The organism is Roseiarcus fermentans (genome assembly GCF_003315135.1).
Lineage (GTDB): Bacteria > Pseudomonadota > Alphaproteobacteria > Rhizobiales > Beijerinckiaceae > Roseiarcus > Roseiarcus fermentans.
The window spans coordinates 114,937-129,892 of record NZ_QNRK01000003.1; the positions used below are offsets into that span (position 1 = coordinate 114,937).

Below are 14,956 nucleotides of genomic sequence, written 5' to 3' on the forward strand. Positions count from 1 at the left end.
TGCCCTTGAAGTTCGCTCATCCGACGCATAGACCTTCCCATGATGGGAAGGTCAAGGGACGATCGCGGACATGAATATCGGCGCGGCGGCGGCGGCGAGCGGCGTGACCGCCAAGATGATCCGCCATTACGAATCGATCGGCCTGGCGCGTCCGGCCGAGCGGCGCGCCAACGCCTACCGCGACTACGGCGAGCGGGACGTGCACGACCTGCGCTTCATCAAGCGGGCGCGGCGGCTCGGCTTCTCGACGGCGGAGATTGCGGCCCTGCTCGCCCTCTGGCGCGACAGCGCGCGGCCGAGCCGCGAGGTGCGCCGGATCGCCGAGCGCCATGTCGCCGAACTCGAGGCGCGCATCGCCGAGATGCAGGCGATGGCCGGGACGCTGCGCGCGCTGGTCGGCGCCTGCTGCGGCGACGAGCGCCCCGACTGCCCGATCCTCGACGATCTGGCGCAGGGCGTGGTCTGAACGGTCATGTCCATAACCTACGAACGCGAATAGGCCGATCCCAGTGCGCCGACGAGCCGGCACAGGACGGTCGGGGTCCCCTTGCCTGCCGCGTCGCGCTCCGTCATGACGCGGCCCATGACCATCGCAACTGTCCCCGACCGCAACTGGCTCGCCGAAATCCCGCCCGCCGCGCTCAACGCCGCGCCCAGCGGCATCGTCGAAGTGTTCGACTACGGCCGCGGCCGGCAGGGCCTCATTCCGCTGTGGGTCGGCGAGGGCGACCAGCCGCCGCCGCGGTTCGTGACCGACGCCGCCAAGGCGTCGCTCGACGGCGGCGAAACCTTCTACACCTACCAGGGCGGCATTCCGGAGTTGCGCGAGGCGATCGCGGCCTACATGACCCGCTGCTACGGCGCGGCGCCGGGCGGCGGCGCGTTCCGTCCCGAAACCTTCTTCGCCACCATCGGCGGCATGCACGCGATCGAGATCGCGACCCGCCTGACGCTCGGCCCCGGCGACGAGGCGCTGATCCCGTCGCCCGCCTGGCCGAATTTTTGCGGCGCCATCGAAACCTCGGGCGCGCGCGCCGTGCCGGTTCCGCTCGGGCGCGAGGGGCGCTGGAGCCTCGACGTCGAGCGGCTCGCGGCCGCCGTGACGCCGGCGACCAAAGCGATCTTCCTCAATTCCCCCGCCAATCCCACCGGCTTCATCGCGACCGCTGAGGAGATCGCCGCGACCCTTGCCCTCTCCCGCAGACACGATCTCTGGATCATCGCCGACGAGATCTATGGCCGCCTCACCTACGACGGCGCCCGCGCGCCGTCGTTCCACGACGTCATGGCGCCCGACGACAAGATCCTGTTCGTCCAGACGCTGTCGAAGAACTGGGCGATGACCGGATTTCGCGTCGGCTGGCTCGAGGCGCCGGCGGCGCTGGGGCCGATCATCGAGAACCTCGTCCAGTTCACCAGCTCCGGCGTGCCGGTGTTCACCCAGCGCGCTGGCGTCGCGGCGCTGAACCAGGGCGAGGCGTTCCTCGCCGATCAGATCGAGCGCTGCCGCCGGTCGCGCGACATCTTGTGCGAAGGCCTGCTGGCGACCGGCCGGGTCCGTTTCTTCGAGCCCGAGGCGGCGTTCTATTTGTTCTTCGCGATCGACGGCTTCCCCGATTCGCGGGCGCTGGCGCTGCGGCTGATCGACGAGGCCGGCGTCGGCGCGGCGCCGGGCTCGGCCTTCGGCCCCGGCGGCGAGGGGTTCCTGCGGATCTGCTTCGCCCGCAATCCCGGGCAGATCGCCGAGGCGACGCGGCGAATCGTCGAGTGGCTGCGGACGTGATCGCTCGGCCGCCTGTCCCGCGCGCTGACCGGCGGCGACCGCCGCGCGATCGCGGGCCGGATCCGTCGGCGGGGTTCCGTCGCTAACGGCCCGGCCGCCCCGGCCTCGCCAGCCAATCCGGGCGCAGATTCCGCATTTCCAGCCGCTTGCGCCGGATTCTCCGGGCGACCGTAACTCCCAAGCCGGCAGCGAATAGCGCCGTCATCGCGAGCGACCCCCGGGTCGAAGAGCCCGGGGGGAAGCGATCCAGGGCCGCTGGGCCGCTGTCGCGCCCTCTGGTCGTCCCGCCGCCCTTCCTTGCGAGCAGAAGACGGAGCGATTTCTTCCGCAGGAAGCAAGCGGCGGCATGGATTGCTTCGTCGCTTTGCTCCTCGCAATGACGGGGTTGGGAGTTACGGGCGACCGTAACTCCCAAGCCCGGCGTGCGAGCGGCGGTCACGGCGCTCAATGGGAGCGGCGGCGTCTCGCCGCCGGGGTGCGCGAGACGCGCACCCTCCCACGACGCGCCCTGTCCGGGTCCTGGCGCACAACCACCTCGGCAGCCGGGCAAGGCCCCCCGCCTGTTCGCCGGCGTCGACGTCGGCGTCCCAACGGTTTGACGCTCGCGAGCCCGTCAATCGGAGCGCCGTCCTTCCCAGGCGAGCGTTCAACGGCGCGCCGAGCGCGGCGAAGTCCGCGCAGCTTCGGCATGGGAGCGACAATACCCCTGAATTCTCTTTTCCACAATTTATTGTTTTGGTCGTTCTGGCAAACGTAGATTCTGCGGTCTCCGCCCGGCGTATGATGACGCTCGCTCAAGCACGGCGTGGGCGCCGCGAACGCGTCCGGGGCGCCTGAGGATTCCGCGGCGTTTTGCCCGCGCCATACGCAAGCCGGACACGCCCGGCTTGCTTTTGTCCGCTTTTTGTGCATGACGAGCGGCGATTGTGCGTCTCATCGCGGCCCAGCCCAAAATGCGGGCGATCGTCGGCGATGGGCAGAAGCGGGGCTTTGCGAAAGTCATGAAACTGATCACGGCGATCATCAAGCCTTTCAAGCTCGAAGAAGTGCGCGAAGCGCTGGACAAGATCGGGGTGCACGGGATGACCGCGACCGAGGTCCAGGGCTACGGCCGGCAGAAGGGGCACACCGAGATCTACCGCGGCGCCGAATATGTCGTGCGGTTCCTGCCCAAGGTGAAGATCGAGGTCGCCATCCCCGACGGACGCGTCGACGATGTCGTCGAGACCATCGAGCGGGTCGCGCGCACCGGCACGACCGGCGACGGCAAGATCTTCGTCACGCCGATCGAGCGGGCGCTGCGCGTCCGCACCGGCGAGACGAACGAGGACGCCCTCTAGGCCCCCTCGCCGCTGACGAGTCGACGCTCCCCGTCATCGGCTTCGGCCGGAACGGCTGGCGCGCCGGGCGGTTCGCTGGCATAAGGGCGCGATGATGGAGGCCGAACGGGCGCGCGCCGCACCGCAAAAGGACCACACGGCCGACGACGATCCCGGTTTCGGGGTCTACGTCCATTGGCCCTTCTGTCTGTCCAAGTGCCCCTATTGCGACTTCAACAGCCACGTCCGCGGCGAGCCGATCGATCAGGCCCGCTACCTCGCGGCCTTCAGCGCCGAGATCGCCCACCGGGCCGCGCTCGCGCCCGGTCGCGTCGTGCGTTCGATCTTCTTCGGCGGCGGCACGCCGTCGCTGATGTCGCCCGGGACGGTCGGCGGAATCCTCGACGCGATCGCGGCGCACTGGCGGGTCGACGCGGGCGCCGAGGTCACGCTCGAGGCCAATCCCACCAGCGTCGAGGCCGGCCGTTTCCGCGGTTACCGCGCCGCCGGCGTCAACCGGCTGTCGGTCGGGGTGCAAGCGCTCGCCGACGCCGACCTGCAGGCCCTCGGGCGCCGCCACAGCGTCGAGGAGGCGCTCGCGGCGGTGCGGCTCGCAGCGTCGCTGTTTCCCCGCTTCACCTTCGACCTGATTTACGGGCGGCCGGGACAAAGCCTCGCGGCCTGGCGCGCCGAACTCGCCCGCGCGCTCGACCTCGCCGGCGACCACATCTCGCTCTACCAGCTGACCGTCGAGCCGGACACCGCCTTCGAGCGTCTGCGCGACGCAGGCAAGCTCGAACTGCCCGACGAGGACCTGAGCCTCGCCTTCTTCCGGGCGACCCGGGAGCTGACCGAGGCGCGCGGCCTCCTCCCCTACGAGGTCTCGAATCACGCCCGGCCCGGCGGCGAGAGCCGGCACAACCTCGTCTACTGGCGGTATGGGGAATACGCGGGAATCGGCCCCGGCGCGCACGGGCGGATCGTCACGGCGCGCGGACGGCTCGCCCAGGCGTGCGAGCGCCTCCCCGAGCCGTGGCTCGGGCGGGTGGAGTCGGACGGCCATGGCCTGGTGGAGGACTCGGCCCTGACCCCCGAAGAGCAGGGCGACGAGTTCCTGCTGATGGGACTCCGGCTCAGCGAAGGCGTCGATCCGCGCCGCTACGAGGCGCTGAGCGGCCGGACGCTCGACCGGGACCGGCTCAGGTCCCTGATCGACGACGGGTTTCTCGAGCGCGGCCCGTCGGGGCGGATTCGCGTCACCTCTCTGGGCGCGCCGCTGCTCGACACCGTCGTCGCCGACGTCGCGGCGTGACGCGATGTCGCACGGCGACGAGGACGCCCACCGCCGCCGCCTCCGCAACCTGATCGCGAGGCTGCCGGCGCGGTTCGGCGCGGCGGCGCACTGGCTGCTGCGGCCCGAATCGCGCTGGGCCCGCCTGCCCGCGGGCGTCCTGCTCATGCTCGGCGGATTGCTCGCGATTCTGCCGGTTTTCGGCCTGTGGATGCTGCCGCTCGGCCTGATCCTGATCGCCGAGGACGTTCCGATCCTGCGACGCGGCGTCGCGCGGGCGCTCGGCTGGCTGGAAAGCCGCTGGCCCCGGCTGTTCAAGCCGCCCGGCGGCGGTTGACTCGATGTCCATTCTGACCCATGTCTAGGGGTCCGCAGGGCCGAGGGCTCTGAACGGAGCAATCGCTTGCGCGCCGCGGGCGCCAGGCAAACGAACCCAGGAGAGTGGCCATTCGCCGTCCAATGAAAGCTACCGCGGCGCCGGAGAAAGGCGGCCCGCGAACCAACCGCGACATTCGCGCCGTGCAGGTCCAGCTGATCGACGCGGAGGGCAAGAACCAGGGGGTCGTCAACCTCGCCGACGCGCAGCGCCAGGCCGAGGAAGCCGGGCTCGATCTGGTGGAGATCGTCCCCAACGCGACGCCGCCGGTTTGCAAGATCCTCGATTTCGGCAAGTACCGCTTCCTCGAGCAGAAGAAGTCGGCCGAGGCGCGCAAGCGCCAGAAGGTGGTCGAGATCAAGGAAATCAAGCTCCGCCCCGGCATCGACGACCACGACTACGACGTCAAGATGCGCTCGGTGATGCGGTTCTTCGAAGAGGGCGACAAGGTCAAGGTGACGCTGCGGTTCCGCGGGCGCGAAATGGCCCACCAGGACATCGGCTACAAGCTGTTGCAGCGGGTCAAGAGCGAAACCGCCCCGATCGCCAAGGTCGAGGCCGAGCCGTCGATGGAAGGCCGCCAGATGATCATGGTGCTCGCGCCGAAGTAACCCGGAGGCGCAAGCGGCCCCGACGCCCGACGGAATCCTGCGCCCGGACGCTTGCCGGGCGTTTGCTGGAAGGGCCGCTTCCTTGCGGCGACAAGCCGCGGGCCCGCCGGCCGGCGGTCGGGGAGCGCCCGCGATGACCACCACCACGCCAGGCTGTCTCGAGGCGGCGGCCGCCGAACGCAAGGCGGCGCAGACGACGGCGCTCGGCGTCCTGTTCGCGGTCAGCGCCTCGCACATGCTCAACGACACGATGCAGTCGCTCGCGCCGGCGCTCTATCCCGTGTTCCGCGAGAAGATGGCGCTGACCTTCTTCCAGACCGGGATCATCACCTTCGTGTTCCAGGTCTCGGCGTCGCTGTTGCAGCCGATGATCGGGCTCGCCGCCGACCGCCGGCCGATGCCTTTCCTGCTGCCGGTCGGCATGGCGTTCACGCTCGCGGGCCTGGTCGGGCTGGCGTTCGCCTCGACCTATCCGCTGCTTCTCGCCGCGGTCGCCGTGATCGGGGTGGGCAGCGCGGTCTTCCATCCGGAGGCATCGCGGGTGGCGCGCGCCGCCTCGGGCGGCCGGCACGGCTTCGCCCAGAGCGTGTTCCAGGTCGGCGGAAACTTCGGCCAGTCGACCGGGCCGCTGCTGGCGGCCTTCGTCGTCGTGCCGTTCGGCCAGCATTCGGTGCTCGCCTTCACCGCGCTGGCGGCGATCGCGGTGGCGCTCCTGATCCGGGTCAGCCGCTGGCACAGGGACCAGCGCGCGCGCAAGCGCCAGGCGGAGGCGGCCGCCCCGCGCTACCCGCGCGCGACCGTCGTCTGGACGATCACCGCGCTGATCATCCTGCTGTTCTCGAAAGTCCTCTACATGTCGAGCCTCGGCAGCTACTACACCTTTTATCTGATGCAGGAATTCGGCGTGTCGGTGCAGACGTCGCAGATCCTGCTGTTCGTGTTCCTGGCGTCGGTCGCGGTCGGGACGTTCTTCGGCGGCCCGCTCGCCGACCGCTTCGGCGCCAAGACCGTCATCTGGGGATCGATCGTCGGCGTGCTGCCGTTCACCCTGGCGCTGCCGCACCTCGGGCTGGTCGGCACGGCGATCAACTCGGTGGCGATCGGTCTCGTCCTGTCCTCGGCCTTTTCCGCGGTCGTCGTCTACGCGCAGGAGCTGACGCCCGGCAATGTCGGTGCGGTGGCGGGCCTGTTCTTCGGTCTGTCGTTCGGGCTCGGCGGCATCGGCGCGGCGCTGCTCGGCATGGTCGCCGACTACACCAGTCTCCGCTTCGTCTACGAGATCTGCGCCTTCCTGCCGGCGATCGGCTTCCTCGCGGCCTTCCTGCCGAACCCGCGCCCCGAGGCCGCCTGAGGCCTCGCGGTTTCGGGGGCCGGCGCCGCCCCGGCGCCGAGTTCTCGGCGTTTCTGGCGTTTTGCGCCGCAATTGGCGCTGATGGAGCGTGTGCTGCGGCGGCGCCGGTCGTGGCCCCGATCGATGGCGGCGCAGGCCGCCGGGCCGACGGTTGACCGGATTGCCCGGGAATCCGCCCCGGTTACCGCAAATCGTAACACCCAGGCCCCCTGGATCGCCACGTCGCTTCGCTCCTCGCGATGACGGCGGCTTGGGTGTCACCGCAAAACTTTATCCGCCCCTCGGGGAATAAATGGCGCGCCCGCCGAGTCTCTTTCCTGTCCGACGCCTCGCGAGGCACAGGGAGAGACAGACATGACAGCGCAGAACGACAACGGTATCGACCGCCGGCAGACCCTGAAGTGCATGCTCTGGGCGGGAACCGGCGTGGTCTGGACGGTCGCCGGCGGCGTTCCGTCGTCGCGGCTGATCGGCTCGGCGAGGGCGGCCGAAGGCGGGTTTTCCTTCGTCCAGTTGTCCGACAGCCACATCGGCTTCGCCAAGCCCGCCAATCCCGACGCGCGCAAGACCTTCGACGTGGCGATCGACAAGGTGCTGGCCATGCCGGGAGATCCGGCGTTCATTCTCCATACCGGCGACGTCACCCACGCCGCCAAGCCCGCCGAATTCGACGACGCGCTCGCGATGATCCAGCGAACGAAGCGCGACGTCTTCTATTCGCCCGGCGAGCACGACATCACCGATGCGAAAACGCGGGACGCCTGGCTGGCGCGCTTCGGGAAAGGCGCCGGCGGCGGCTGGTATGCGTTCGATCACGGCGGCGTGCATTTCGTGTCGCTCGTCAATGTCGTCGACCTGAAGGCGAACGGACTCGGCTCGCTCGGGCCCGAGCAGCTCGCCTGGCTCGACGACGACCTGCGCGGCAAATCGGCCTCGACGCCGATCGTCGTCTTCTGCCACATCCCGCTCTGGATGATCGCCCCGCAATGGGGGTGGGGGACGGAGGATTCGGCGCAGGCGCTGGCCCTTCTCGCGCGCTTCGGCTCGGTGACGGTTCTCAACGGCCACATCCATCAGCTGATGCAGAAGGTCGAGGGCAATGTGACCTTCCATACCGCCCGTTCGAGCGCCTTTCCGCAGCCGGCGCCGGGAACGGCGCCGTCGCCGGGGCCGAAGCTCGTGCCGGCCGGCGAACTGCGGACATGGCTCGGCGTGCGCGAGGTGGCCTACGTCCCCACCCCGACGAGTCTGGCGGTCACGGACTCGGACCTTGCCTGAAGGGGACCATGATGCTGAAGGTCATGCTGGCGTTCGCCGCGCTCGCCGCCGGCCGCGCCGACGCAGCCCCCGCCGGCGACCCGGCCCGCGGCGAACAGGTTTATCAGGCGTGCACGGATTGCCACTCGCTCGATCAGAACGACGTCGGACCTCGCCATCGCGGGGTTTTCGGCCGCAGGGCGGGCTCGCTGCCGGACTACGACTATTCCGACGGGCTCAGGAGCGCGCATTTCGAATGGAACGCGGACACGCTCGACCGGTGGCTGACCAATCCGCAAGCCTTCGTTCCGGGCGCAAAAATGTTCTTCCATCTCGACGATCCGAACGACCGCGCCGACGTGATCGCGTATCTGAGGGAGCGGGCGAAGTAGCGCCCGCCCGGCGAAAGGCGAGACGCGCAAACCCCCGGGCGGCCGCGCCATGACCGCCGCCAGTCCGCACGCCGCCGAGCGGTTCCGCGTCCTCGTGCCGCCGCTGCTCGACGACGCCTACAGCCTCGCCAAGTGGCTGTGCCGCGACGCGAACGACGCTGAGGACATCGTCCAGGAGGCGGCGGTGCGGGCGCTGAAGGCGCTCGAGACGACGAGCGTCGATCGTCCGAAACCCTGGTTCCTCGCGATCGTCCGCAATGCGGCCGTCACCTGGATGGCGCGCAACCGGCGCAAGGACCTCGCCTTCGCCGGCGGCCTCGACGATCTCGACGCGCTCGCGCCCGGCGACGGGAACGCCGCCGCCGATCCGGAGGCGCTGCTGATCGCCGTTCAGGACGGCGAGCGGCTGAGGCGGGCGATGGCGGCGCTGCCGCCGCCGCTTCTGGAAATCCTCATTTTGCGCGACGTCAACGGCCTGTCCTACCGCGACATCGCCGAGGCGGCCGGACTGCCGATGGGCACCGTCATGTCGCGCCTCGCCCGCGCCCGCGGCGCCCTCGCGAGATCCCTGAAAGCGGACCCATGAGCGACCCTGCCGACCTTCGCCGCCTGCGCTTGCAAGCCGCTCTCGACGGCGAACTCGACGCCGCCAACGCGCTCGCCTTCGAACGCGACCTCGCCGCCGATCCGGCGCTCGCCGCCGAATACCGCGAGCTCGCCGCCGTGCGCGACGCGGTGCGCCGCCACGTTCCGCGCGAGGCGGCGCCGAAGGGGCTGGTCGACGCCGTGCTCGCGCTCGCGGCGGGAGAACCCGCGAAGCCGGCGAGGGCCGCGCCGCCCCCGGCGTCGCGCGCAAGGGGCTGGCTGGCGCTCGCGGCCTCTTTCGCCGGGCTCGGCTTCGCCGCCGGCGTCGGGCTCACGTCCCTGAACGCGCCCGACCCGTCGCGAGCGGTCGCCGGCAGTCTCGTCTCCGATTTCGCCCGCGCTTCCGTCGCCGGCCAGCCTTTCGACGTCGCCTCGTCCGACCGCCACACGGTGAAGCCGTGGCTCGCCGGCCGCACGACGGTCAGCGCCGACATCGTCGATCTCGCCGCGCAGGGCTTTCCGCTCGCGGGGGGGCGTGTCGCCATCGTCGATCGGGCGCCGGTTCCGACGCTCGTCTACCGGCACAACGAGCATATGGCGGCCGTGACGGAGTTGCCGCTCGACGCCGCGGGCGCCCGGGCCGAGGGGACCGCGACGATCGACGGCTACCACGTCGCGCGCTGGAGCGACGCCGATCTCGCCTTCGTCGCCGTCTCCGACATGGACGCGCCGACGCTCGCCGGGTTCGTCGCGGCGTTCCGAGCGGCGCGCCTTTCGCATCGGGAGGAAAGCGGCAAGCGGTAGCGGCCGACGCGCCGGGCGGGCGCCGCCGGAACCGGCCGGCGCCTCACCGCCTGCCTTCGTCCTGCGGCTCCTTGAACAGCAGCGCCACGAGCGTGTCCGCGCCGAGGGCGAAGCTCAGGTTCCGGACGGCGAAGAACGGCGTCAGCGCGAGGAACACGATCACCGACACGCTGAGGAGTCCGGCGAGCCCGCCGCCGCCGATGCTGGGCAGACTTTCGCCGATCGTCTTTCCGTGGACGAGGCCCGCGATCACCGTCTCGATCACGTGCACCACGAGAAACATGAGGGTCAGCAGGAACGCCTCGTAGAGGATCGGATAGATCAGCGGCCGCCTGCGCAGCCATCGCCCGGGATCGACCATCTCGAACAGCATCATCACCTTGGCGAACACGAGGGCGTTGACGAAGGCCAGCCCCTGCCAGGTCCAGCCGATCCCCTGCTCCCTCATCACGATCCCCTGGTTGAGGGCGAACACCCCGAACAACACCCACAGATAGACGAACAGGACGAGAAACCGGCGGAATTCCTCGGCCGCCTTCTCCTTCAGTCCGCGCGCGGGCGCTTCGGTCGGCCCCGCGGGCCCGGTTCCGGTCGAACGGACGGTCATGGCGCGCTCCTTCGGCATGTTGGTTCCCTGGGAGAGGCGGCGTCCCGTCGCCCGCGAGCGCGACAGGCGCTCCCTCCCAGACCGGCTCTATTGCGGGTTTTGCGGGTGCGCTCCGCCCGCTTCTGCGGACTTGCCCTTCTTGTGCTTCGGCTTGTCCGCCCCGGCGCTCTTGTCGGACTTGGCGGGGGCGATCGTCGCGAGCCGCGCTTCGAGCAGCGCCGCCCGGGCGGCGGTGACGCTCGCCGCGCAGAACCCGTGCTCCGCTTCCTTGACATAGTCGCGACAGGTGTCGTCGCGCTCGCCGGGAAAGCCGCCCTGGTCGCGCACGACACTGGCGGCGTCCGGGTGGTCGCGGGCCAGGTCCTCGAGCTTGTGCAGCGCGCGGGCCATCGCGTTCTCCGCCTCGGTGCGGCGCTTGCCGATCGCCGCAGCGTCGGCCTGGAGCGTCGTCCCGTCGGGCCCCCAGAGGCCGCTCGGGCTCGTCTGGCAATCGGCCGCCTTGAACACGCAGGCGGTGATCTGCGCGGGAACGAGGACTGCGCCGTTGACGACGTCGAAGGCGAACGGGCAGGCGGGGACGTCGACCTCGTAGCGCGCGAGGCCGTCGGGATGACCGGCGCTGGTCGCCACGATCGGCTTGTCCCCGACGATGGCGACGACGCAGCGCTGCGACGCGTCCGAGACGCCTTCGCCGGCGAGGCTCAGCCTGTCGATCTGAAGCGTGTCGCCGCTGCCGGAAATCTGGATCAGACCCTTGGCGCCGTTGAGCATCAGCGGCCGTCCGTCGATCGAGTCGAGGCCGGGCGCGTCCTTGAGGGCCGACGGTCCCGTCTTCTCGCCGGCGTCGGCCGGGTTCACGCGCTTGGTCCTTTTCGGCTTGGCGGGCGATCCGGACGCACCGGCCGGGGCGGCCGGCGCGGCGCCCGGCAGGGCGAGCTGGGCGCCGGCGGGCGCCCCGGCCAGCGCCACGCCGCCGATCAGGAGGACAACGCGCCAGATCGTCGGGCAAATCATGAGGGTCTTGTAGAAGGCCTGCGGCCAAAGGGAAAGGCGTTTGTTTGGCCGGCGGCCGCGCGGCGGGACGCGAAAAATCCGCCGATTCCTCGCCTTGCGCCCCGAAATCGCCGAACCTATATACGGCCCGACCGGCGGATTCGACGCTCGATCAGCGTCGCTCCCGTCCTGAATTTACCAGGGTTTAGAGGGGATCAGAACAGACGACGCCGGCCGCTTCGGGCCGTTGGCAGTCCTTCTCATGGTCCGGCCGCTACGGGGCCGGGCGATCCCGCGAAAGGAGCAGGTGACAAATGGCGAAAGTAATCGGCATCGACCTCGGCACGACCAATTCGTGCGTCGCGGTGATGGAGGGGTCGGCCCCCAAGGTGATCGAGAATTCCGAGGGCGCCCGGACGACGCCTTCGATCGTGGCGTTCACCGACGACGGCGAGCGCCTCGTCGGCCAGCCGGCCAAGCGGCAGGCGGTGACCAACCCCGAGCGGACGTTCTTCGCGATCAAGCGCCTCATCGGCCGGTCGTTCGAAGACCCGATGACCAAGAAGGACATGGGTCTCGTCCCCTACAAGATCGTGCGCGCCCCCAACGGCGACGCCTGGGTCAAGGCGGACAGCAAGGAATATTCGCCCTCGCAGATCTCGGCCTTCGTTCTCCAGAAGATGAAGGAGACCGCGGAGGCGCATCTGGGCGGCCCGGTCACCCAGGCGGTCATCACCGTCCCGGCCTACTTCAACGACGCCCAGCGGCAGGCGACCAAGGACGCCGGCAAGATCGCCGGCCTCGAGGTGCTGCGCATCATCAACGAGCCGACGGCGGCCGCGCTCGCCTACGGCCTCGACAAGAAGAAGGCCGGCACGATCGCCGTCTACGACCTCGGCGGCGGCACGTTCGACATCTCGATCCTCGAGATCGGCGACGGCGTGTTCGAGGTGAAGTCGACCAACGGCGACACCTTCCTCGGCGGCGAGGACTTCGACATGCGCCTCGTCGAGTATCTGGCGGCCGAGTTCAAGAAGGAGCAGGGCATCGACCTGACCAAGGACAAGCTCGCGCTGCAGCGTCTCAAGGAAGCGGCCGAGAAAGCCAAGATCGAGCTCAGTTCGGCGATCCAGACCGACATCAACCTGCCCTACATCACCGCGGACGCGAGCGGCCCCAAGCATCTCGCGCTCAAGCTGACGCGGGCCAAGTACGAGGCGCTGGTCGACGACCTGATCCAGCGCACGGTCGAGCCGTGCCGCAAGGCGCTCAAGGACGCCGGCGTGTCGGCCGCGCAGATCGACGAAGTCGTGCTGGTCGGCGGCATGACCCGCATGCCGAAGGTGCAGGAAGTCGTCAAACAGTTCTTTGGCAAGGAGCCGCACAAGGGCGTCAACCCCGACGAAGTGGTGGCGATCGGCGCGGCGATCCAGGCGGGCGTGCTGCAGGGCGACGTCAAGGACGTGCTGCTGCTCGACGTGACGCCGCTTTCGCTCGGCATCGAGACGCTCGGCGGCGTCTTCACCCGCCTGATCGAGCGCAACACCACGATCCCGACCAAGAAGAGCCAGGTCTTCTCGACCGCCGAGGACAACCAGACCGCGGTCACGATCCGGGTGTTTCAGGGCGAGCGCGAGATGGCGGCCGACAACAAGCTGCTCGGCCAGTTCGATCTCGTCGGAATTCCGCCCGCCCCGCGCGGCATGCCGCAGATCGAGGTGACGTTCGACATCGACGCCAACGGCATCGTCAACGTCACCGCCAAGGACAAGGCCACCAACAAGGAGCAGCAGATCCGCATCCAGGCGTCGGGCGGCCTCTCCGAGGCGGACATCAACAAGATGGTCAAGGACGCCGAGGCCCACGCCGCCGAAGACAAGAAGCGGCGCGAGGTGGTCGACGCCAAGAACCACGGCGAATCGCTCGGCCACGACGCCGAGAAGGCGCTCAAGGACTACGGCGACAAGGTCTCCGCCGCCGACCGGAGCGCGATCGAGGCGGCGATCGCCGCGCTCAGGACCGCGCTGCAGGGCGAGGACGTCGAGGCGATCAAGGCCCGCTCGAACGACCTGATGCAGGCGCAGATGAAGCTCGGCGAGGCGATGTACAAGGCCCAGCAGGCCGGCGCCGGCGACGCCGTCGGCGCGCCGGGCGGCGACCAGGCCAAGGACGACGTGATCGACGCGGAGTTCCGCGAGGTCGACGACGACAAGAAGAAGCCCTGATCGAACGCGCGCACCGGCCGCTTCCAAACAGGAAGCGGCCGACGCCGTCATGGAACTGGGGGACGGACGGCGAAACGTCGCTGACGCCGTCCGCGAGCCCGACGGGGCTTTGGGCGCATCGCAACCGGGACGCCGCCGACGGCGGCGTTCCAATTCGGGCTGAAGCGGGTTGAAGCGATGATGGTTTTGCTCACGCGCGCAAGGGCGCGCTGATATGGCGAAGCGGGACTACTACGAAGTCTTGGGCGTGTCCAAGACCGTGACCGAGATCGAGCTCAAATCCGCCTTCCGCAAGGCTGCGATGGGCTGTCATCCGGACCGTCATCCCGGCGACAAGCAGGCCGAGGCGCGCTTCAAGGAACTCAACGAAGCCTATCAGACCTTGTCCGATCCGCAGAAGCGGGCGGCCTACGACCGCTATGGCCACGCGGCGTTCGAGCACGGCGGCGTCGGCGGCATGGGCGACGGCTTCGCCGCGTCGATGTCCGACATCTTCGACGATCTGTTCGGCGACATGATGGGCGGCCGGCGCGGACGTCAGGGGTCCGGCCGCGAGCGCGGCGCCGACCTGCGCTTCAATCTCGAGATCAGCCTCGAAGAGGCTTTCCACGGCAAGAACGCCACGATCAAGATGCCGACCTCGGTGCCCTGCGAGGCCTGCTCGGGGTCGGGAGCGCGCCCGGGCTCGAAGCCGGTCACCTGCCGCACCTGCGGCGGCCACGGACGGGTGCGGGCGCAGCAGGGATTCTTCGCCATCGAGCGGACCTGCCCGACCTGCCAGGGGCGGGGGCAGACGATCGAAAACCCGTGCGACAAATGCGCGGGCGCCGGGCGCGTGACCCGGGAGCGGACGCTGTCGGTCAACGTGCCGGCCGGCGTCGAGGACGGCACCCGCATCCGCCTGACCGGCGAGGGCGAGGCGGGCATGCGCGGCGGGCCGGCCGGCGATCTCTACATCTTCCTGTCCATCAAGCCGCACCCGGTGTTCCAGCGCGACGGCGCCGATCTCTACTGCCGCGTGCCGATCTCGATGGTCCAGGCCTCGCTCGGCGGCGAATTCACCGTCCACACCCTCGACGGCACCGAATCGCGGGTCAGCATTCCCGAGGGCGCGCAATCGGGCCGGCAGCTGCGGCTGCGCGGCAAGGGCATGCCGATCCTGCGGTCGCGCGACGCGGGCGACCTGTTCGTGCAGCTCAACGTCGAGACGCCGCAGAACCTGACGCGCCGCCAGCGCGAGCTCTTGATGGAGTTCGCCGAGGAATCCTCGAACAAGACCCATCCCGAGAGCGCCGGGTTTTTCGCGAAGATGAAAGAGTTCTTCGAGGGGCGGAGCTGAGCGAGGACACGGTCCTGTTCCCC

The 14,956-nt window shown here is 69.7% G+C and carries 15 protein-coding genes; 13 read left to right on the top strand and 2 right to left on the bottom strand.

Annotation, left to right across the window (positions count from 1 at the left end):
* Positions 1-70 precede the first annotated feature (70 nt).
* From cueR to DFR50_RS03715, 11 genes are all read left to right on the top strand, one after another.
* Complete coding sequence (gene cueR, locus DFR50_RS03665; RefSeq protein WP_113887848.1) at positions 71-466, top strand: Cu(I)-responsive transcriptional regulator; 396 nt, start codon at positions 71-73, stop codon at positions 464-466.
* 117 nt (positions 467-583) lie between these two features.
* Entirely contained in the window at positions 584-1,783 is a 1,200-nt protein-coding gene (locus DFR50_RS03670; RefSeq protein ID WP_113887849.1) for a pyridoxal phosphate-dependent aminotransferase, read from the top strand.
* Positions 1,784-2,784: 1,001 nt separating this feature from the next.
* The gene (locus tag DFR50_RS03675; protein WP_113887965.1) at positions 2,785-3,123 is read left to right on the top strand and encodes a P-II family nitrogen regulator; all 339 of its coding nucleotides are present in this window, start codon (positions 2,785-2,787) and stop codon (positions 3,121-3,123) included.
* Positions 3,124-3,214: 91 nt separating this feature from the next.
* Complete coding sequence (gene hemW / locus DFR50_RS03680; RefSeq protein ID WP_425376060.1) at positions 3,215-4,414, top strand: radical SAM family heme chaperone HemW; 1,200 nt, start codon at positions 3,215-3,217, stop codon at positions 4,412-4,414.
* A 4-nt stretch (positions 4,415-4,418) separates the two neighbouring features.
* Complete coding sequence (locus DFR50_RS03685) at positions 4,419-4,730, top strand: hypothetical protein (RefSeq protein ID WP_113887850.1); 312 nt, start codon at positions 4,419-4,421, stop codon at positions 4,728-4,730.
* A gap of 122 nt (positions 4,731-4,852) precedes the next feature.
* The gene (gene infC / locus DFR50_RS03690; RefSeq protein ID WP_113887851.1) at positions 4,853-5,380 is read left to right on the top strand and encodes a translation initiation factor IF-3; all 528 of its coding nucleotides are present in this window, start codon (positions 4,853-4,855) and stop codon (positions 5,378-5,380) included.
* Positions 5,381-5,513: 133 nt separating this feature from the next.
* Positions 5,514-6,731, top strand: coding sequence for an MFS transporter (locus DFR50_RS03695; protein WP_113887852.1), 1,218 nt, complete (start codon positions 5,514-5,516; stop codon positions 6,729-6,731).
* Positions 6,732-7,085: 354 nt separating this feature from the next.
* Positions 7,086-8,009: a metallophosphoesterase family protein gene (locus DFR50_RS03700; RefSeq protein ID WP_113887853.1), complete on the top strand. Its 924-nt coding sequence runs from the start codon at positions 7,086-7,088 to the stop codon at positions 8,007-8,009.
* Positions 8,010-8,017: 8 nt separating this feature from the next.
* The gene (locus DFR50_RS03705; RefSeq protein ID WP_113887854.1) at positions 8,018-8,380 is read left to right on the top strand and encodes a c-type cytochrome; all 363 of its coding nucleotides are present in this window, start codon (positions 8,018-8,020) and stop codon (positions 8,378-8,380) included.
* A gap of 49 nt (positions 8,381-8,429) precedes the next feature.
* A complete protein-coding gene (locus DFR50_RS03710) occupies positions 8,430-8,966 on the top strand; it encodes a sigma-70 family RNA polymerase sigma factor (protein WP_113887855.1) in 537 nt (178 codons plus the stop codon).
* Entirely contained in the window at positions 8,963-9,769 is an 807-nt protein-coding gene (locus tag DFR50_RS03715) for an anti-sigma factor (RefSeq protein WP_113887856.1), read from the top strand. Before DFR50_RS03710 ends, DFR50_RS03715 begins: the two co-directional genes overlap by 4 nt.
* Positions 9,770-9,812: 43 nt before the next feature.
* On the opposite strand, the gene DFR50_RS03720 is transcribed toward DFR50_RS03715, so the two are convergent.
* The gene (locus DFR50_RS03720) at positions 9,813-10,376 is read right to left on the bottom strand and encodes a hypothetical protein (protein WP_147262648.1); all 564 of its coding nucleotides are present in this window, start codon (positions 10,374-10,376) and stop codon (positions 9,813-9,815) included.
* Between the two features lie 87 nt (positions 10,377-10,463).
* Complete coding sequence (locus DFR50_RS03725) at positions 10,464-11,390, bottom strand: hypothetical protein (protein ID WP_113887858.1); 927 nt, start codon at positions 11,388-11,390, stop codon at positions 10,464-10,466.
* Positions 11,391-11,683: 293 nt separating this feature from the next.
* Here DFR50_RS03725 and dnaK point away from each other — a divergent pair, with 293 nt between their 5' ends.
* Together dnaK and dnaJ are read left to right on the top strand one after the other, a co-directional pair.
* Entirely contained in the window at positions 11,684-13,594 is a 1,911-nt protein-coding gene (gene dnaK / locus DFR50_RS03730) for a molecular chaperone DnaK (protein WP_113887859.1), read from the top strand.
* A 214-nt stretch (positions 13,595-13,808) separates the two neighbouring features.
* Complete coding sequence (gene dnaJ, locus DFR50_RS03735; protein ID WP_113887860.1) at positions 13,809-14,933, top strand: molecular chaperone DnaJ; 1,125 nt, start codon at positions 13,809-13,811, stop codon at positions 14,931-14,933.
* Positions 14,934-14,956 lie beyond the last annotated feature (23 nt).

Excerpts from the sequence above, each read along its gene's own strand:
- DFR50_RS03695 (WP_113887852.1), top strand. The coding sequence starts at position 5,514 with ATGACCACCACCACGCCAGGCTGTCTCGAGGCGGCGGCCGCCGAACGC.
- DFR50_RS03675 (WP_113887965.1), top strand. The coding sequence starts at position 2,785 with ATGAAACTGATCACGGCGATCATCAAGCCTTTCAAGCTCGAAGAAGTG.
- DFR50_RS03700 (WP_113887853.1), top strand. The coding sequence starts at position 7,086 with ATGACAGCGCAGAACGACAACGGTATCGACCGCCGGCAGACCCTGAAG.
- dnaJ (WP_113887860.1), top strand. The coding sequence starts at position 13,809 with ATGGCGAAGCGGGACTACTACGAAGTCTTGGGCGTGTCCAAGACCGTG.
- hemW (WP_425376060.1), top strand. The coding sequence starts at position 3,215 with ATGATGGAGGCCGAACGGGCGCGCGCCGCACCGCAAAAGGACCACACG.
- infC (WP_113887851.1), top strand. The coding sequence starts at position 4,853 with ATGAAAGCTACCGCGGCGCCGGAGAAAGGCGGCCCGCGAACCAACCGC.
- dnaK (WP_113887859.1), top strand. The coding sequence starts at position 11,684 with ATGGCGAAAGTAATCGGCATCGACCTCGGCACGACCAATTCGTGCGTC.
- DFR50_RS03720 (WP_147262648.1), bottom strand. The coding sequence starts at position 10,376 with ATGACCGTCCGTTCGACCGGAACCGGGCCCGCGGGGCCGACCGAAGCG.
- DFR50_RS03705 (WP_113887854.1), top strand. The coding sequence starts at position 8,018 with ATGATGCTGAAGGTCATGCTGGCGTTCGCCGCGCTCGCCGCCGGCCGC.
- DFR50_RS03670 (WP_113887849.1), top strand. The coding sequence starts at position 584 with ATGACCATCGCAACTGTCCCCGACCGCAACTGGCTCGCCGAAATCCCG.
- DFR50_RS03685 (WP_113887850.1), top strand. The coding sequence starts at position 4,419 with ATGTCGCACGGCGACGAGGACGCCCACCGCCGCCGCCTCCGCAACCTG.
- DFR50_RS03715 (WP_113887856.1), top strand. The coding sequence starts at position 8,963 with ATGAGCGACCCTGCCGACCTTCGCCGCCTGCGCTTGCAAGCCGCTCTC.
- cueR (WP_113887848.1), top strand. The coding sequence starts at position 71 with ATGAATATCGGCGCGGCGGCGGCGGCGAGCGGCGTGACCGCCAAGATG.
- DFR50_RS03710 (WP_113887855.1), top strand. The coding sequence starts at position 8,430 with ATGACCGCCGCCAGTCCGCACGCCGCCGAGCGGTTCCGCGTCCTCGTG.
- DFR50_RS03725 (WP_113887858.1), bottom strand. The coding sequence starts at position 11,390 with ATGATTTGCCCGACGATCTGGCGCGTTGTCCTCCTGATCGGCGGCGTG.